The 15,066-nt window shown below is 38.8% G+C and carries 17 protein-coding genes; 2 read left to right on the top strand and 15 right to left on the bottom strand.

Annotated features, from left to right (window positions below):
• The first annotated feature begins 194 nt into the window (after positions 1–194).
• Entirely contained in the window at positions 195–1,808 is a 1,614-nt protein-coding gene (locus FCU45_RS10430) for a DUF3373 family protein (RefSeq protein ID WP_137015024.1), read from the top strand.
• Between the two features lie 13 nt (positions 1,809–1,821).
• Here the strand turns inward: FCU45_RS10430 and bcp are convergent, their stop codons facing one another.
• Genes bcp through mqnP form a run of 9 tightly spaced genes read right to left on the bottom strand, consistent with a single transcriptional unit; the run spans position 1,822 to position 8,073 of the window.
• On the bottom strand, positions 1,822–2,292 hold the full coding sequence (gene bcp / locus FCU45_RS10425; protein ID WP_137015022.1) for a thioredoxin-dependent thiol peroxidase: 471 nt from the start codon (positions 2,290–2,292) through the stop codon (positions 1,822–1,824).
• A 15-nt stretch (positions 2,293–2,307) separates the two neighbouring features.
• Positions 2,308–2,889 carry a cytochrome b/b6 domain-containing protein gene (locus tag FCU45_RS10420; RefSeq protein ID WP_137015020.1) on the bottom strand — a complete coding sequence of 194 codons (582 nt, stop codon included), beginning with the start codon at positions 2,887–2,889 and terminating at the stop codon, positions 2,308–2,310.
• Between the two features lie 10 nt (positions 2,890–2,899).
• Positions 2,900–3,367: a DUF420 domain-containing protein gene (locus FCU45_RS10415; RefSeq protein WP_137015018.1), complete on the bottom strand. Its 468-nt coding sequence runs from the start codon at positions 3,365–3,367 to the stop codon at positions 2,900–2,902.
• 3 nt (positions 3,368–3,370) lie between these two features.
• Positions 3,371–3,973 (bottom strand): DedA family protein, encoded by a 603-nt coding sequence (locus FCU45_RS10410; protein WP_137015016.1) that lies wholly within the window; start codon positions 3,971–3,973, stop codon positions 3,371–3,373.
• Positions 3,966–4,988 carry an undecaprenyldiphospho-muramoylpentapeptide beta-N-acetylglucosaminyltransferase gene (gene murG / locus FCU45_RS10405; RefSeq protein ID WP_137015014.1) on the bottom strand — a complete coding sequence of 341 codons (1,023 nt, stop codon included), beginning with the start codon at positions 4,986–4,988 and terminating at the stop codon, positions 3,966–3,968. The genes FCU45_RS10410 and murG overlap by 8 nt, the downstream gene beginning before the upstream one ends.
• 21 nt (positions 4,989–5,009) lie before the next feature.
• Entirely contained in the window at positions 5,010–6,173 is a 1,164-nt protein-coding gene (locus tag FCU45_RS10400) for an FtsW/RodA/SpoVE family cell cycle protein (RefSeq protein ID WP_137015012.1), read from the bottom strand.
• Positions 6,174–6,179: 6 nt separating this feature from the next.
• On the bottom strand, positions 6,180–6,698 hold the full coding sequence (locus FCU45_RS10395; RefSeq protein ID WP_137015010.1) for a DUF6115 domain-containing protein: 519 nt from the start codon (positions 6,696–6,698) through the stop codon (positions 6,180–6,182).
• Positions 6,695–7,216, bottom strand: a complete 522-nt coding sequence (locus FCU45_RS10390) for a hypothetical protein (RefSeq protein WP_137015008.1) — start codon at positions 7,214–7,216, stop codon at positions 6,695–6,697. The genes FCU45_RS10395 and FCU45_RS10390 overlap by 4 nt, the downstream gene beginning before the upstream one ends.
• Positions 7,213–8,073, bottom strand: coding sequence for a menaquinone biosynthesis prenyltransferase MqnP (mqnP, locus tag FCU45_RS10385; RefSeq protein WP_137015006.1), 861 nt, complete (start codon positions 8,071–8,073; stop codon positions 7,213–7,215). Before mqnP ends, FCU45_RS10390 begins: the two co-directional genes overlap by 4 nt.
• A 66-nt stretch (positions 8,074–8,139) precedes the next feature.
• On the opposite strand from mqnP, the gene miaA reads away from it, so the two are divergent.
• Positions 8,140–9,030, top strand: a complete 891-nt coding sequence (gene miaA / locus FCU45_RS10380; protein ID WP_137015004.1) for a tRNA (adenosine(37)-N6)-dimethylallyltransferase MiaA — start codon at positions 8,140–8,142, stop codon at positions 9,028–9,030.
• Here miaA and FCU45_RS10375 read toward each other — a convergent pair.
• From FCU45_RS10375 to FCU45_RS10350, 6 genes are all read right to left on the bottom strand, one after another.
• A complete protein-coding gene (locus FCU45_RS10375; RefSeq protein ID WP_137015002.1) occupies positions 9,016–9,732 on the bottom strand; it encodes an SIR2 family NAD-dependent protein deacylase in 717 nt (238 codons plus the stop codon). The genes miaA and FCU45_RS10375 overlap by 15 nt on opposite strands.
• Before the next feature lie 49 nt (positions 9,733–9,781).
• Complete coding sequence (locus FCU45_RS10370; RefSeq protein WP_137015000.1) at positions 9,782–10,231, bottom strand: hypothetical protein; 450 nt, start codon at positions 10,229–10,231, stop codon at positions 9,782–9,784.
• Complete coding sequence (locus tag FCU45_RS10365) at positions 10,224–11,021, bottom strand: hypothetical protein (RefSeq protein ID WP_137014998.1); 798 nt, start codon at positions 11,019–11,021, stop codon at positions 10,224–10,226. Before FCU45_RS10365 ends, FCU45_RS10370 begins: the two co-directional genes overlap by 8 nt.
• A gap of 48 nt (positions 11,022–11,069) precedes the next feature.
• Entirely contained in the window at positions 11,070–11,444 is a 375-nt protein-coding gene (locus FCU45_RS10360) for an ASCH domain-containing protein (RefSeq protein WP_137014996.1), read from the bottom strand.
• Positions 11,422–12,474: an N-acetyltransferase gene (locus tag FCU45_RS10355; protein WP_137014995.1), complete on the bottom strand. Its 1,053-nt coding sequence runs from the start codon at positions 12,472–12,474 to the stop codon at positions 11,422–11,424. The genes FCU45_RS10360 and FCU45_RS10355 overlap by 23 nt, the downstream gene beginning before the upstream one ends.
• 225 nt (positions 12,475–12,699) lie before the next feature.
• The gene (locus tag FCU45_RS10350) at positions 12,700–15,063 is read right to left on the bottom strand and encodes a tetratricopeptide repeat protein (protein WP_137014993.1); all 2,364 of its coding nucleotides are present in this window, start codon (positions 15,061–15,063) and stop codon (positions 12,700–12,702) included.
• Positions 15,064–15,066 lie beyond the last annotated feature (3 nt).

Genomic DNA, 15,066 nt, shown 5'->3' with positions numbered 1-15,066 from the left:
AATTGTACTAAAAATATGTTTAATATAAGCTTTTTTACATTTTAAGCATTTACTTTGTAACACTCCATCTATCTATTAGATTTTTTTATATAAAATTATCACAATTTAAAATTTTTTTTATATTTTCTGGGTATAGTACTAATGACAAAATCATAAAAAAAGCATTGTTTACTGCTTTTAAACAAGGGATGAAAATGAAGAAGCCACTACTGCTATCTTTAGCCACTGCTGCGCTAATTTGCACAAACTTAAGTGCTGAATCTACCATGTATGAGCGTTTTGAAGCCATGGAGAGAGAGATGAACCAGCTAAAGCAAGAGATTGCTACGCTTAAAGCTCAAAAAGAGTCCATTCAAGATGAAGAGGCAGAAGATGAGAGCGAATCGGAAGCTGTTGCTTCAGATGATGCAGGAGAAGATGCAGATGTGGTAGCTTCTGCAGATGAAGGGGAGTCTGATGAGGATGATGAGTATATCCCTACTACAGAAGACAGACTTTTTGACATCGAGGAGAGTATTGCTGAGCTAAACAGAAATACATCTGGCTCACACCTGAAGTTTAATGTTGACTATAGATTTGCTATAGAAAACATGAGCTATGAGATGGCAAATGGCAGAAAGGCAGAAAATGATGCCTTTATGACAAACAGACTCTGGATAGATATGGGCTACAAAGCTACAAATAACCTAAGCTTTATAGGTCAACTGGCATACAACAAAGCTTTTGGTGAACGCTCAGGAGCGAGTGACCCTGCAAGCGCCTCATTTGAAGGTTTTGACTGGATAGCAAACGAAAATGCTTATGATGACAAGATAAGAGTGCGTAGTGCATACTTTTTATGGCAAGATCAGGAGTTTTTCGGTCTAGATATTCCATGGACATTTAGTATCGGTCGTCGTCCATCCACAAACGGTGCACTTATAAATCTTAGAGATGATGATCACGCCTCTTCGCCTATAGGACATGCCATCAATGTAGAGTTTGATGGACTTAGTTCTCAATTTACACTTAATAAAGAGTGGGGAACTTCTGTAAAACTCTGCCTTGGGCGCGGGATGAGCAACGCTGCTCCAAAATTTACATCAACTCCTTATACGGACGTAGATAAAATAGATGGTGGAAATTCAAACATAGATCTTGCAGGATTAATATTTACACCTTATGAAGATAGACAGTACAAGATTTCTAGTATGTACTACTATGCTAGCAATCTTATAGATGCAGTAAACCCTATGGACTATACGCAAGGTTTCGATACCGTTGGCGGTATGCATAGCGGTGTCGTTTATGCCTCTGTCAAAGGCATCGGTGACGGATGGAGTGACTTCTTAGATTACACTACAGTTTTTGCAAGTTTTGCAGTTTCACAAACAGATCCAAAAGAGGGTCAAAGCATGCTTGGTTCAACAGAGAGCGAGGTTGGTACATCTTTTTGGATTGGAACGCAGTTCCCTTCGCTTATCTCTGACTATGGAAAGTGGGGTGTCGAGTATAACCACGGAAGCAAATACTGGAGAAGTATAACTTATGGAGAAGATACAAACATCGGCTCAAAAGTTGCGGCTCGCGGTGATGCTTACGAGGTCTACTTTACCGAGTACCTTGTTGAAGATATTCTATCGCTTCAACTTCGTTATACATATATAGATTATAAATATAGCGGAAGCAACGGTTTCTTTGGAGGTTCTGCTGATGGTTCAACAGGTACAGGCACGCCATTTAAAATAAGTGACAATATGGGCGAAATGGGTAGAATGGTTGTAGACAATGCTCAAGACATCCGTCTCTACATTCGCTACAAATATTAATATAACTTCAAGGCTACTCGCCTTGAAGCTCTTCTAACTTCTCTTTAACAACTCTTGCGTGGTCTTTTACTTTAACATTTTTCCAAAGAGCTTTTATGACACCTTTGGGGTCTATTATAAGCGTTGAGCGGACAATTCCCATATACTCTTTGCCATAGTTTTTCTTCATCTGCCACACACCGTAGGCTTGTAGCATCTCTTTTGCCTCATCGCTTAAAAGAGTAATACTAAGATCTTTTTTCTCAATAAAGTTTCTATGTTTTGCGGTAGAATCCGCACTGACACCGAGTATCACTGCATTAAGAGCGCTAAAATCTGGTGCCGCTTCGCTAAAGTCACACGCTTCGGTCGTACACCCTGGAGTGTTATCTTTTGGGTAGAAGTACAGAACTATCCACTTCCCCTTGAGATCCCTTAAACATATCTCCACATCATCCTGATTTGGCAGACAAAACTCCGGTGCAACACTTTCTAATTCAACCATTATGTTCCTTTTTTCTCAAAATTTGTCTTTTGTTCTTCCGTTTATCATCGTAGAGATTATGCCGTGCTCTTCTCTTATATCTGCAACTACGACTCCCGCTATGTGAAGAGGTATGAAGATTAAAAAGTAGTTATACACTAACTCGTGAACCTCTTTAATGCTTTTAACACTCTCCTCTGCCAAACCTATCGTCTCATGAAAATGCATTGAAAGACCGCTGATAGTCATAAAAAGGATTACAGCATACAAAATATAGTATGAAACTTTAACACCTTTTTTATGAAGATCCAAAGATGCGAAATCCTCTTTGCGACTCTTGTCAAAAAAGAACAGAGCGATCTTGTAGACGACTAAAAATGTAAGAGCATAGCCGAGTATAATATGCCACTCCCACATAGGAGCGCGGATAGCCTTTGCTATTGCTACGGCATCCTCTTTAAATATCTCAACTCCCATATCGGAGAGTTTTGTCATTATTATCTCAGAGTTGGTTCTGTAGCTCAAAAATCCTTTTCTTAGCAGAACAGTTCCCACCATGCCTAAAATAACTATGGCGTTTAGCCAGTGCCAGATTCTAAAAATTGCCGTGTACTTCATCTTAAGCTCCTTAGTAAACAAACATTAAAAAGTAGACCCATATTCCTGTTATAGAAGTAAGAACTACTCCAGCAAATGTGATAAGACCCATTTTTCTGTGAACACCTAATTGTAACAATTTTTTGGCTCTAAAGATAGCAGTCGCCCATAACACGACCGTGATGACCGCAATAATTATGTGGGTAACAAGAACTATAAGAGCATAGCTGTATGAGACTCCGCTCTCCTGCATAAATGCTGCAAATCCGCCGCCGACTCTTACACCGTACTCAAAGTATGTAAGCACTATCACGGAGAATGCAAATATAATGATCTGAAGGTATGAATGGACACCGTAATGCTTATTTCTCGCAAAGGAGATTGCCAAAGCGACAAGAAACGGCAAAAGCGCAACTATTAGTGTTACCAAGTCCATAAATAGCGGCGCGCGCGTTCCAAAAAAACCTGCTTCAAACATATATCCCAAACTGTTGTCCATCTTTTAAACCCTTTTTGTTTTTTGATAGTAAATATACCACGAAGCTAATAAAACCAAGGTCATAAGAACTCCGATAGTTATCTGTTTTAAATAACTCTCAATAAGCTGCTGATTTTCGCCTATAAAGTAACCAAGCATTACAAGTATCAAAGCCCAGATCCCTGCCCCAAGAGCCGTGTAAGTTGAAAAAACCACCAGATTCATACGAGCAAGACCCGCAGGAATAGAGATGAGCTGACGGATCCCAGGCACCAATCTTCCTATAAAAGTAGAGATGTGCCCATGCTTTTGAAAATATGTGTCCATCTTCAAAAGAGCATCTCCGCTTATAAAGAAGTACTTCCCATACTTTTTAAGGATCTTTCTTCCCAAAAAGAGTGCCAAAAAGTAGTTTATAAAAGCGCCTGCCATCGAGCCGCTAAGAGCGCTTAACATTATCATTCCCATGTTCATATCGCCTTTTGACGCCAAAAAACCGGCAGGGATAAGGACTATCTCACTTGGAAAAGGGATGAACGAGCTCTCTATCGTCATGAGCAAAAAGATACCAAGATAACCCCACTCAAAAATAAGATCTACAAGATCGGCTGCTAATTCTCTAATCATTTACTACCCTATATGCATCAAGTATCATCATCTTTGCCACATCTCTGCTTGAGTGCTCCATTAGAGCACTGCTTTTTTTACTCAGATCTTCATCTAAGAGCAGCAGCAATTTTTCTCTCAAACCCTCATCCTCTCTCTCGCACCACCCCATCTCGTTTTGAACGATAAAGCGTGCGTTGTGGTATTGATGATCGGACGCGGCATGAGGAAAAGGAATAAACAGCGCGGGCACTCCATTTGCGCAAAGCTCCCATAAGGTACTCGCACCTGAGCGGCTGATCGCCAGATCTGCTTTTGACATCAAAGATGGCATCTCTTTTGTAAAAGCATACAGTTCAGCCTCTACACCAAGCTCCTCATACTTTTGTTTCACTCTGTCATAGTCTCTCTCACCCGCTTGATGGATGATCTTTACTCCTCTGCTTTGAAGCTCGCTTGCCACGCTAAGTGCCAAGTCGTTTATAGCTTTTGCACCTTGCGAGCCGCCCAAAAAGATAACTGTTTTGATCTTCTCTCTAACTCTTGCTCTCTCAAAAAACTCCTCCTTTACGGGGTAGCCTTTTATTGCAGAGTTCTCATCATAAGCGGAAATAAATCTTGCGGCAAAGGGTTTTAAGAGTGAGTTCAATCTCCCCTCAACCACATTTTGCTCATGTATAAAAAGAGGGATGCCTCTGCTTATGGCTGCAAATGAGGCAGGAGCCGCCGAAAAACCGCCCACGCTGTAAACCGCAGCAATCTTGTGCTGTTTTAAGATAGCTCTTGAAGCAAAAAATGCCTTCAAAACTAGCCAGAGCGCTTTTATTTTTTTCAGACCTTTTTGATTGACAACACCCGTTGTCTCTAAAAAATAGACGTGGCTAAATGTGCTGTGATCTTCAAAATATTTTCTATCCTGCCCGCTTTTTGAGCCTATAAAGATAGCTTCATGTCCCTCATTTGCTGCGGCTTCTACAAGAGCCTCTGCGATCATAAGGTGTCCGCCTGTTCCACCGCCCGTTATACAAAACTTCATCTATTTTCCAATATTTTCATCTTATTTCATCTTCGCTTTTTTAGATGCCATAAGTACCATTCCCACACCGATGGAAGCCGCCAAGATGGATGAACCTCCATAGCTCAAAAACGGAACGGATATCCCTTTGATCGGCGTTATTCCGCTGATACCGTACGCATTTACCAGAAATGCGAATGAGAGAAGCAGCCCTACTCCAAGGCTAAAGAGGTAAACTCTTTGATCTTTTGTACGGTTGGCTATCTTAAAAATTCTCTGCAGCATCCACATAAATATGATCACAACTGCCAAAACTCCGAAAAATCCAAACTCTTCGGCAAGTCCCGCAAGAACAAAGTCGGTGTGAACCTCGCTTAAAAAACCGAGCTTAAAAGTGCCGTTTGCAACCCCGACTCCAAAAAGCCCACCGTTATGTATGGCATTTAAAGAGTGTCCTATCTGGTAGGGTTCGACCTCAGTGGGAACTCTAAGCTGAGCAGCGATAGCATCTGGGAAAAGCTCCAGTACACTGTTTTGTGCAAGTGCCCACCAAGATTTTATACGCAGAATCCTGTGTTCCGCACTTACGATAAAAAAGAGAAAAAACATAAGTGTCCCGATCAAAAGAGTCAAGAAAAACCTGAAACTGCTTCCAGCAAACATAAGCATAAACAGAAGCGTGAGCCCTATAACCACGACCTGACCAAGATCATTTTGAACAAAAGCTATAATGAACATAGCCCCCACAAAGACTATGCCGTAGGGAGCAAACCTTATATACTCCTCTTTTACACCCATACCGTCGTGATAGCCGAGCTTTCTAGAAAAACTCCACGCCAAGAAGTAGATAAAACCTATTTTAAAGAACTCAACGGGAGCGAGTGAGAAACCAAAGACCTTTATCCATCTCTTTGCTCCTCCGACAGCCGAGACAAGAAAGTCAGGCAAAAAAGGCATAGCTATCATCAGCACGGTCGAGCCGATAAAGAGAGTAAAACCTATGGGTGTGAGCAGTTTATCGGGGTCTCCTTGAGCTAAAAGCCAGATGACAAGTATGCTAAATATGCCAAACGCCGCCTGACGGAGAGCAAAATGAAACTCATTAACGCCAAAAAGTATGGTCGTGTATGCAGAGAGCGTATAGGTAAGGAGGATGCTTATACCGATAAGTATAGAGACGAGAGTAAAGAGCTTTCTGTCTGCCATAAATGGTTACTTTATTTTGTTGATTTTAAGAACAAACTCAACTTCTGCTTTAGATATATGAAGCTCTTTTGAAATGGTCTCCAGAGTTACTCCCTGCTTATATAAAGAGATGATCTTCTCATCATCGTTTCCGTGAATTGATGCGGGAATGGATATCTGCTTAACTCCGCTCTCTAGTAAAGAGATCCTTGAATTTATATGCTCATCTATGGTGCTAATGCTCTCTTCGAGTCTTTTTAGACTAAGCGATATTGGCTTTACCATATCATAAACAGTTCTCTCTACCTCTTGGTAGATCTCATCATCGCTCATACGGTTTGTATTTTTTTTGATGCCTGTCTGAGTGTCGCTGAGCTGTTTTTTGAGGTAGAATATCTCTCTGTTTAGCTCCTCGGCAACCGTTGCTACTGAGCGAATGTTTTTGTTGTATTCGGAATCTTTTGTAAAAACATAGTAGATAAGATACAAGATCATAGCTGCCATCGCAACTACCAGATACTCTACGTTTATAGCCTCAAGATTCATTCTCTGCCCTCTTTTGCTTCACGGATAAGGACTCTCTCTCTTGCGGTCAGATATGCGCTCCACTCTCTCTCGTCACGCTCATGCATCTTTGTTATCTTTGCCAAAGAGCTATCAAGTGCGGTGAAAAATATACCCACATCTCTCTTTGGATGAACAGGCATAGCGACTCTGCCGTAGTACTCCACGCCCTCTTGCAGAACAGCTTCTGATAGTTTAAAGTGCTCAAACCCTATGGACTCAATAGCCACTTCGTGCGTCAAAGAGACTCTTTTTGGCTCTTCGTTCTTTAAAAACTTCTCTAAGTTATCAACTTTTCTATAAAGTTCGACCATGAGGTTGAGTAAAACAGGGTCGGTATCGCTGGTATCGCCTTTTGCGCGTGCGAGTTTAAGCCACTGGTTTATCGGGTCTTCATCACTTTCACTTAGCTGCTGATACTCTCTTAAATAAGCCTCTTTGTCAGTTTCAAGTTCGCTAAACGCTATTTCAATTGGTGCTTTTACTAATCTTACGCTCATAATAAAACCTTGTCAAATATAATCAAAAAGAAAAACACTACCCCCAGATAACCGTTGACGGTAAAAAAGGCGCGGTCTATCTTCGTAAAATCTTTTCTTACAAGATAGTGTTCGTACCCAAGCATTACGGTACTGAATAGCACAGCAAGATATGCGAAAAAGTTAAGCTCGGCGACCCAGACAAAAAGTGCCCAAAAAATTATGGTCAAAATATGAAAGAGCGATGAGAGCAGAAGGGTAGCTTCAGAGCCGTACATAGAAGGGATGGAGTGAAGACCTTTTTCTTTGTCAAACTCCATATCCTGCAAAGAGTAAAGGAGGTCAAAGCCCGCGACCCAAAAGATGACACCAAGACTCAGCATAACCGACCAAGGAGTTATCTCGGCACTGACAGCCACAACTCCCGCTATCGGAGCAAGTCCAAGCGAGAGACCAAGTACGATATGCGCCAAAGATGAGAATCTCTTAAAGTAGGAGTAACTGCCCAAAACCCCAAGGATCGGAAAACTAAGGGCAAATGCAAGCGGGTTTATCATATACGCCACCGCGACAAATACGAGAGCGTTCACGACTGTAAAGATCATAATGCTTGAAGCATCAAGCCTTCCGTCAACATTCGGTCTTGAAGCAGTTCTAGGGTTTAGGGCATCTATGTCTCTATCTGCAAATCTGTTAAGCCCCATTGCAAAATTTCTAGCACTTACTGCGGCAAATACGCCTAAAATGAGCAGCCAAAATCCAAACCAGCCGTCCGCTGCGACTATCATTGCTATAAAAATAAAAGGGAGTGAAAAGATCGAGTGTTCAAACATGACAAGTTCGTTAAAATCTCTGAGTTTGCTTATATATCGCTTCAAATTGAACCTTGGCACTTTTTTGTTTTATTTTACCCAAAGTTGATTTAAAATTGCTATAATCCTGAGATGATTCAGCTCGCAATTATAGGTCCCACGGCATCAGGAAAAAGTGATTTGGCGATAAATATCGCAAAAAAAATCGATGCCTATATCCTCTCGATAGATTCTCTCAGTATCTACAAAGAGATAGACATCGTCTCTGCAAAACCGTCAAAAAAAGAGCTCCAAGAGGTTAAACACTTCGGCATTAACCTTCTAAATCCTGATGAGTACTTCAGTGTTGAAATATTTATAAACCTCTACAAAGAGGTGGCATCTCTTTGCAAAAAAGAGAAAAAAAACCTCATCATAGTGGGCGGAACATCTTTTTATCTAAAATCTCTCATAAGCGGGCTCTCCGAGATCCCAACTATAACCAAAGAGGCTGCTGAGCGTGCAGAGTCAAGACTGCGAGACCTAAGCAGCTGTTACGACTTTTTGTATAAGCTAGATGAGAAGTATATGAAAAACATCTCGCCATCGGACAGATACAGAGTAGAAAAAGCGCTCCTCATCTATGAGGCTTCAGGAGTTGCTCCAAGCCAGTGGTTTAAGGCAAATCCTCCAAAACCTATAATAGAAAATCTCCCTATTTACAACATTGATGTTAGCAGAGAAGTTTTAAGAGAGAGGATCAAAAAACGCACTCTAAAGATGGTCGAGTCGGGCTTAATAGATGAAGTCTGCCGCCTAGAACAGCGTTACACAAGGCTTCCGCACTCAATGGGCTCAATCGGCATTGTCGAGGTTTTGGAGTATCTTGACGGCAAAGTGACATTTGAGCATATGTGTGAAAATATCTCAACTCACACTGCACAGCTCGCAAAAAGACAGCAGACATTTAACCGTACACAGTTTGAAAATGTTGTAAGCGCGCCGCTTGAGGAACTCGAAGAGATCATCTTATCTGAGATCTAAAAAGCTCTCTATCTCCTGCGCTATCTCATCAACGGCTTGTGTCGCTTTTTTGTAGATCACTTTTGAGAAGTAGGCGTCATTTATGGCAATGCTTGGCTCATAGTTGTTTAAAATAGACCTAGTCGCAAACTGCGCCATTGTATTTACGCCGATAACGTTGCCGCTTGTACCGATGACGACCAAAAGCTCACAATCCTGAATATGCCTGCTCAGCTCCTCGTACATGGGCGCAGCTTCGCCGAAAAATACGATGTTTGGTCTTGGCTTTGAGCCGCACGACGTACATCTGCCGCCGTTAAACTCTTTTTGGCTTGCATACCCTACGTCAAAAATTTTCTCGCAATATGAGTCCTGACATCTAAGCTGTGTCATAAAACCGTGAAGATGGATAACCTCATCGGAATTCAGTCCGGCTTTTTCAAAAAGGTTATCCACATTTTGCGTAATCACAGCTATATCTTTGCCGTATCTCTTTTTTAGAGCAGCTATAACTTTATGAGCATAATTCGGCTCTTTGCTCTCTAACTCTGCTCTTCTTTTGTCGTAAAACTCTATGGTCAGCTCTTCGTGCTTTTGCATACTGTCATAGTTACAGACAACATTCACATCGTACTCATCCCATAGCCCGCCACTGTCTCTAAATGTACTTATACCAGACTCAGCACTTATCCCCGCACCGCTTAAAATCAAAACTTTTGCCATCTGCTTTTCTCCGTCAGACCTTAATTTTTATTTCGCTTTTAAAAATATATTATTTTGCTGACTCATCAATTAGCCCATTAATAAATACTTTAAATAACAAAAACATAAAAATAAAATTTACAAAAACGACAGAAACCAAAAGACTCTCAAAAAAAGAATTTAAAACTAAAATGCCACTTTCAACTTTTGTAGTTAATGAATAAATAATTAATAATCCAATAGAAAATAAAGACCAGTAAGCACTATCTCTAAAATAGTTTTTTAAAGTGTGTATTTTCCGTTGAGTTGGCTTTTTAGGGTCAATCTCTTCATATAGTTTTTTTATATATTTTGAATTATACAAAACTGATAAGCTTGTCATATAAAAACCAAATGTAATTGAAAGAAAAGTGATGAAGTTTTGCATTAATGATTCAGTTATTGAAATATCAATAAAAAGCAATATTCCAAATATACCTATAGCGATGAAGACTAAATACATTAAATGTTGATTATACATTGCTGTGTCCGTTTAATACATTCAACAAATTTTGTTGCACTATATTTTGTTCATATCTGCCAAGTTCATCTTTTTTTAAACTTAAAGACACTGTTTGTGTAAAACTTGAAATATCAAAAATTGCTTCCATTTTATTATCATCTTTTCCAATACAGACTAAAGATTGTATTTCACTATTTACTTTTTTTGAAATAAGATTAAAAAATTTTGTTTTAAAACTCTCCGTAACTTTTCTTCCATTATAAGCGATATCCATTTTAAAATTTTCTGGTTGCCCTAAGCCAAATATATCTTTTGGATCTCCAAATATATCATTATTGATAGAAAAAAGATTATATTTAGATGTAAAGCTTATACTTTCTATCGTTTTAACATAATCAATAAATTGTTCTGGACTTTTAAAAAATCTCTTGATTACTATATCTTTTGATAATTTATGCTTTAAATAATCTTCGAGAAAACCTTTTTTTCTCCCATCAGAAATATAAAAAGTATTTAAATCAAAATCGTAAAGGCAAAAAAGTTGCTTATTTAACTCAGCTTGACTTTTTGTTCTTGGATTGTTTAATATTTCTGATTTTTCTTTATCATAGACTTTTTCACCGTATGGCAGTTCTCCACCATATTCCATATAAACCCAATAATATGTATTATCTATTTTTTGAGTAGTGATTCTATAGATATTGTCTTTAGTATCATACTGTTCTTCTTTGTATTCTAAAAATTCTCTAATATTAGGAACTTTTTCGTCAATAATTAATTGAAATGCAGAAAATGTTAAATTACTCATATAAAACGCCCGCCTTCACGCCTAAAATTTTCCAACATAGCACTTACCTCAAACCACATATTTAAATGATTGTGGCGCGGTAAAATTAGCGTACATCTCATGCGGGCATCTAGGTTTGTCGTATTTGTTTAAAGATTTTATCTTTATGGCATAGCCTTTTTCTCTATCCATAAAATAGCTATCATAAAAATCAGCGCTTATGCCAGAGAAGTTTTTCGTCTTTTCCCATAAAGCTTTTGGGTGTTCTTCTAGTATAGTTTCGATATCAAATTCGCCTACTATCTTACCTACGGGCATGGTAGAATATATAACAACTGACTTGATACCTTTTCTTTTAAAGATACTTTTTCTATATTCAAACTTTTTATTACCGTTAAAAATTTCTTCTACAAATTGAGGTTTAATCGATAATAATACTTTCATCTACTTCTCCAGCTCTCATAATATTTTTAAATTGTTCGTTTGTCACATTGAAGACACCCCAATACTCAGGCATCACCCCAAAACTGTCAATAAGTTGACCGTTTGTAACTCGTTTTTTAAATGCGGCATTGTACGTCATCTTGATAATAAAAGGATACTTCTTTCTTCTATAGAAGCTTCTTAACTCATCAACTGTAAAAATACTATACGGTTCACAATACTTTAAAAACTTACCTTCTGTATCAAAGTTATTTATATTTAAAACTTCTTCCACTACACATATCGAAGTTACAACCGACCTATATCGTGCGACACCTTGCCCGTCACTTGTTCGATATATCAATAGAATATCACCATTATGAAAATTTTGAACATCTTTCATAGCGCAAATATATATTTTGTGTATGCTATTTGTATATGATGTATCTTTTAATATATCTACACTTTCATTTTTCAAGATTGAATCTGAAAAAAGTTTTGTATGAAATTTTGGGAGAATCGATAACCCATATATATGTTTGTTCTCAGTTTGCACTATGGGATAATCTTTCAGAATATCGTTTTTTAGATTAAAAAGATTCTTGAGTAAAACTAACTCTTTGCCATTTGATGTTGTCTTTGTACCATATTCAGAAAAACCAAAAGTTTTAAGTAGATTTATCAGTGGCTGATGTTTATCGAATATAGTTACATAAATTTCATCTATCTTTTTTACTACCGCAACATCAAGTATCTTTTTTACAAATCTTTCTCCAAGCTTTGTACCATGTGCATCAATCTTAAAAGTCCCGACTTTTAATCTTCTCTTTTCTTCAAGTTCTGGAACAATAGTTTTATCAACTTCATCTTCAATTTTAAGATATAAAAATGCCATTAGTTTGGTATCTTCATACAAGGTAAATGCATGTTGAACTTCAGTCGCTTTTTTAATAAACCAACTATTAAATTCAGAATAATCTTCTTTTAAAGAGTTAAAAAACTCATCATCTAAATCAATATCTTTAAAATACTGTGATTGAATATTTGCCATTTTTACACTTGCCCTTTTTGTATGATTGCTCATATTTTTTTTACATTTCTTGACATATGACCATTATCATATGTCAGTGTCTTAGAAGAGACATTGTCACAAACCCGCAATGTTATATTTTACCTAAAACTATTGCGTTTTTTTATTTATAGCACAGAAACTGATTTTTATAAGAAAATATTGCAAATTGCAATAAGCGGGGCTATTTTTTAGATATTTGTCGATTTACTGTATGGCTTTTGCGCTCTTTGCCAGTTCTGCCCATGCGGACTCAGGCGCTGCATCTATGGCTTCTTGGTATGCTTTTTGTGACTCATCATCTCTCCAGAGCTTCTCTAGAACGCTCCCTAGAAGATACTTCTGTCTTGCTCTTTGTGTAGCGTCGAGCTCTAAAGTATCAAGCGATCTTATCACCTCAAGCGCTCGGTTGTACTCCTCTTTATCAATGCACGCCTGATATAGCGCAAACTCTACGAACGGGCTCTGTGCGTATGAGTCTGAGCTCTGCTGTATTGCCATTATCTTCTCACCGTACTCTATGACCAGATTGTTATCTTTTATCTGTGCACCTACTGCCATAACCGCTACATATCTCTCAATATCAATGTAGTCATCTTTGTAGACTTTTGTAAGAGCGACGATCGACTCGATCATCTTCTGCTGATTTTCAAGCCTGTGATAGGTGTCAAAAACTGTTCTGTAGACATCTTTGTACGGTGACTCTTTATCATCTTTAATAAGTGCTACAAGCTCTTTTGAGGCTTCAATCACGTTGGAGTAATTTCCTGTCGCAAAATCGACTTTAATGTATCTATAGAGCCACTTCTTTCTATGTTCCAGATCTTTTGAGTTTAGGTTTTTGTCCGCCATCTTTTTAGCCAGCTCAAAATCTGCACCCTTCATCGCGCACTCATAGACTCCGTCATCCCACTCATCTGAGAGTTCGATTTTGTACTGCGAGGAGATAAGAAGAACGCTATTGCACTCTTTTACCTTAAGTGCCTGTTTCATCGTTCCTATGGCTGCTTGAGTTATTATCTCTTGCACATCAGGATACTCCTGCTGATTTAGGTTTAAGAGATCCCTCTCCATAGCAAGTGACTCCGCGAACATTCCCTCGGCTATTAAAAGCTTTGCCTTCTCATATATGGCTTTGTTTCCGATACTGTCGTTTTGATACTCATCCATGAGCTTATCATAGGTGTCAAGTTTTACCGAGGCGTTCTCATCGCTGACATCAAAGAAGAGTGAATCTTTTGCGATCTGAACCTCCTCGGCATACATACCGCCTCCAAAACGCTCAAGATATTTGTTCAGCGCAGTTAGAGCCTCTTGCTTCTTATCTGTTTTGCTCAGCCAGATCCCGATATTTCTAGATAGCTCCTCATAAACATCCTCGGTAGGCTCAATATTTTCAAAAAGAGCCTTTGCGATTCCTGCCGCTTGGATAAGCTCTGCATTGTCTGCAAGGTCATACATCATATCCATAGATTTATAGATATTTATCTCTGCAAAGTACTCAGGTTTTGCTTTTATGATCTTCTCTATCTGAGCAGCTGCCTCTTTTGCATTTGAGTTTGCAATATGATTTTGCGCCAGTCTAAATGCCGCCTCTGCCGCTACGTCTATGTCATCACTCTGTGAGAGCACTTTTTCGTAAAGTGTTCTCGCTCTTGTCGAGCTGCCTGAGAGTTCAAGCGACTCTGCGAGATATATATAACCCCAGTAAGAGTATGGTGAATCCGCGTGTTCGCTAAATAATCTGTCAAAAAAGTAGTCCGCATCACTGCTTATGCCCAGCTTTGAGTAAGCTCTGGCGATCAAAGAGAGAACTTCTGCTACGTTTTCATCAGACGAGTACTCCCTTAAAAACTCTTTTGCCGCCTCAACAACATTTTCATTCTCTTGGAGCTTTGAGAAAACTCTGATCTTATAAAAAAGCAGCTCTGCCCTAAATAGCGAGTTTGGATACTCTCTCATAATATCATCTATCAGCTCAAGCGTAAACTCATAGTTCTTCTCTTCATAGAACTTTTTGATCTTAAGGTACTCTGTTACGTCTCCGACTTTTTTGATATGGACAGGATTGCCTTTCATATCTAAAGAGCCGACATAAGGGAGCATATCTTCAGCGTATGTAAATGGGAAATTTATTGCCGCTTCGGAGTATTCGTGCTTTTGCAAAAGAGGCATCTCATCCATATAACCGACTATCATCCAGTGGCTTGAGAGCTTTACATCTGCACTAAAGGTCGTATCCTCTTTTTTGAGGTCAAAAACCATAGGAAAGAGCTTCATCTTATGAAACGGTTTTATCACCAAAAAGAAAGTCCCTTTTTTTGTCTCGGTATCGATCTCAAAAAAACTGTTTTGGAGTCTTTGAATTTTTTGTGAGGGTGATTTAGAAAATGCGCACACTATCTTAGAGACCGCTTCAAAATCATCTATAATTTCTTGGCAAAGGAATTTTTCACTATCTTTTATGTGGAAAGTAGAGTATGACTGATGGTTCTCTTTTGCGCCTTGAAGAGATATTTCAAGGGCAAAAATATTAAAAGAGAGAAGAGTAAGAAGTACTATTTTTAACAAATG

Origin of the sequence: Sulfurimonas crateris, assembly GCF_005217605.1 — a bacterium.
Lineage (GTDB): Bacteria > Campylobacterota > Campylobacteria > Campylobacterales > Sulfurimonadaceae > Sulfurimonas > Sulfurimonas crateris.
The sequence above is the reverse complement of the archived record's forward strand: the minus strand, read 5'-3'. Positions and strand labels throughout refer to the sequence as shown.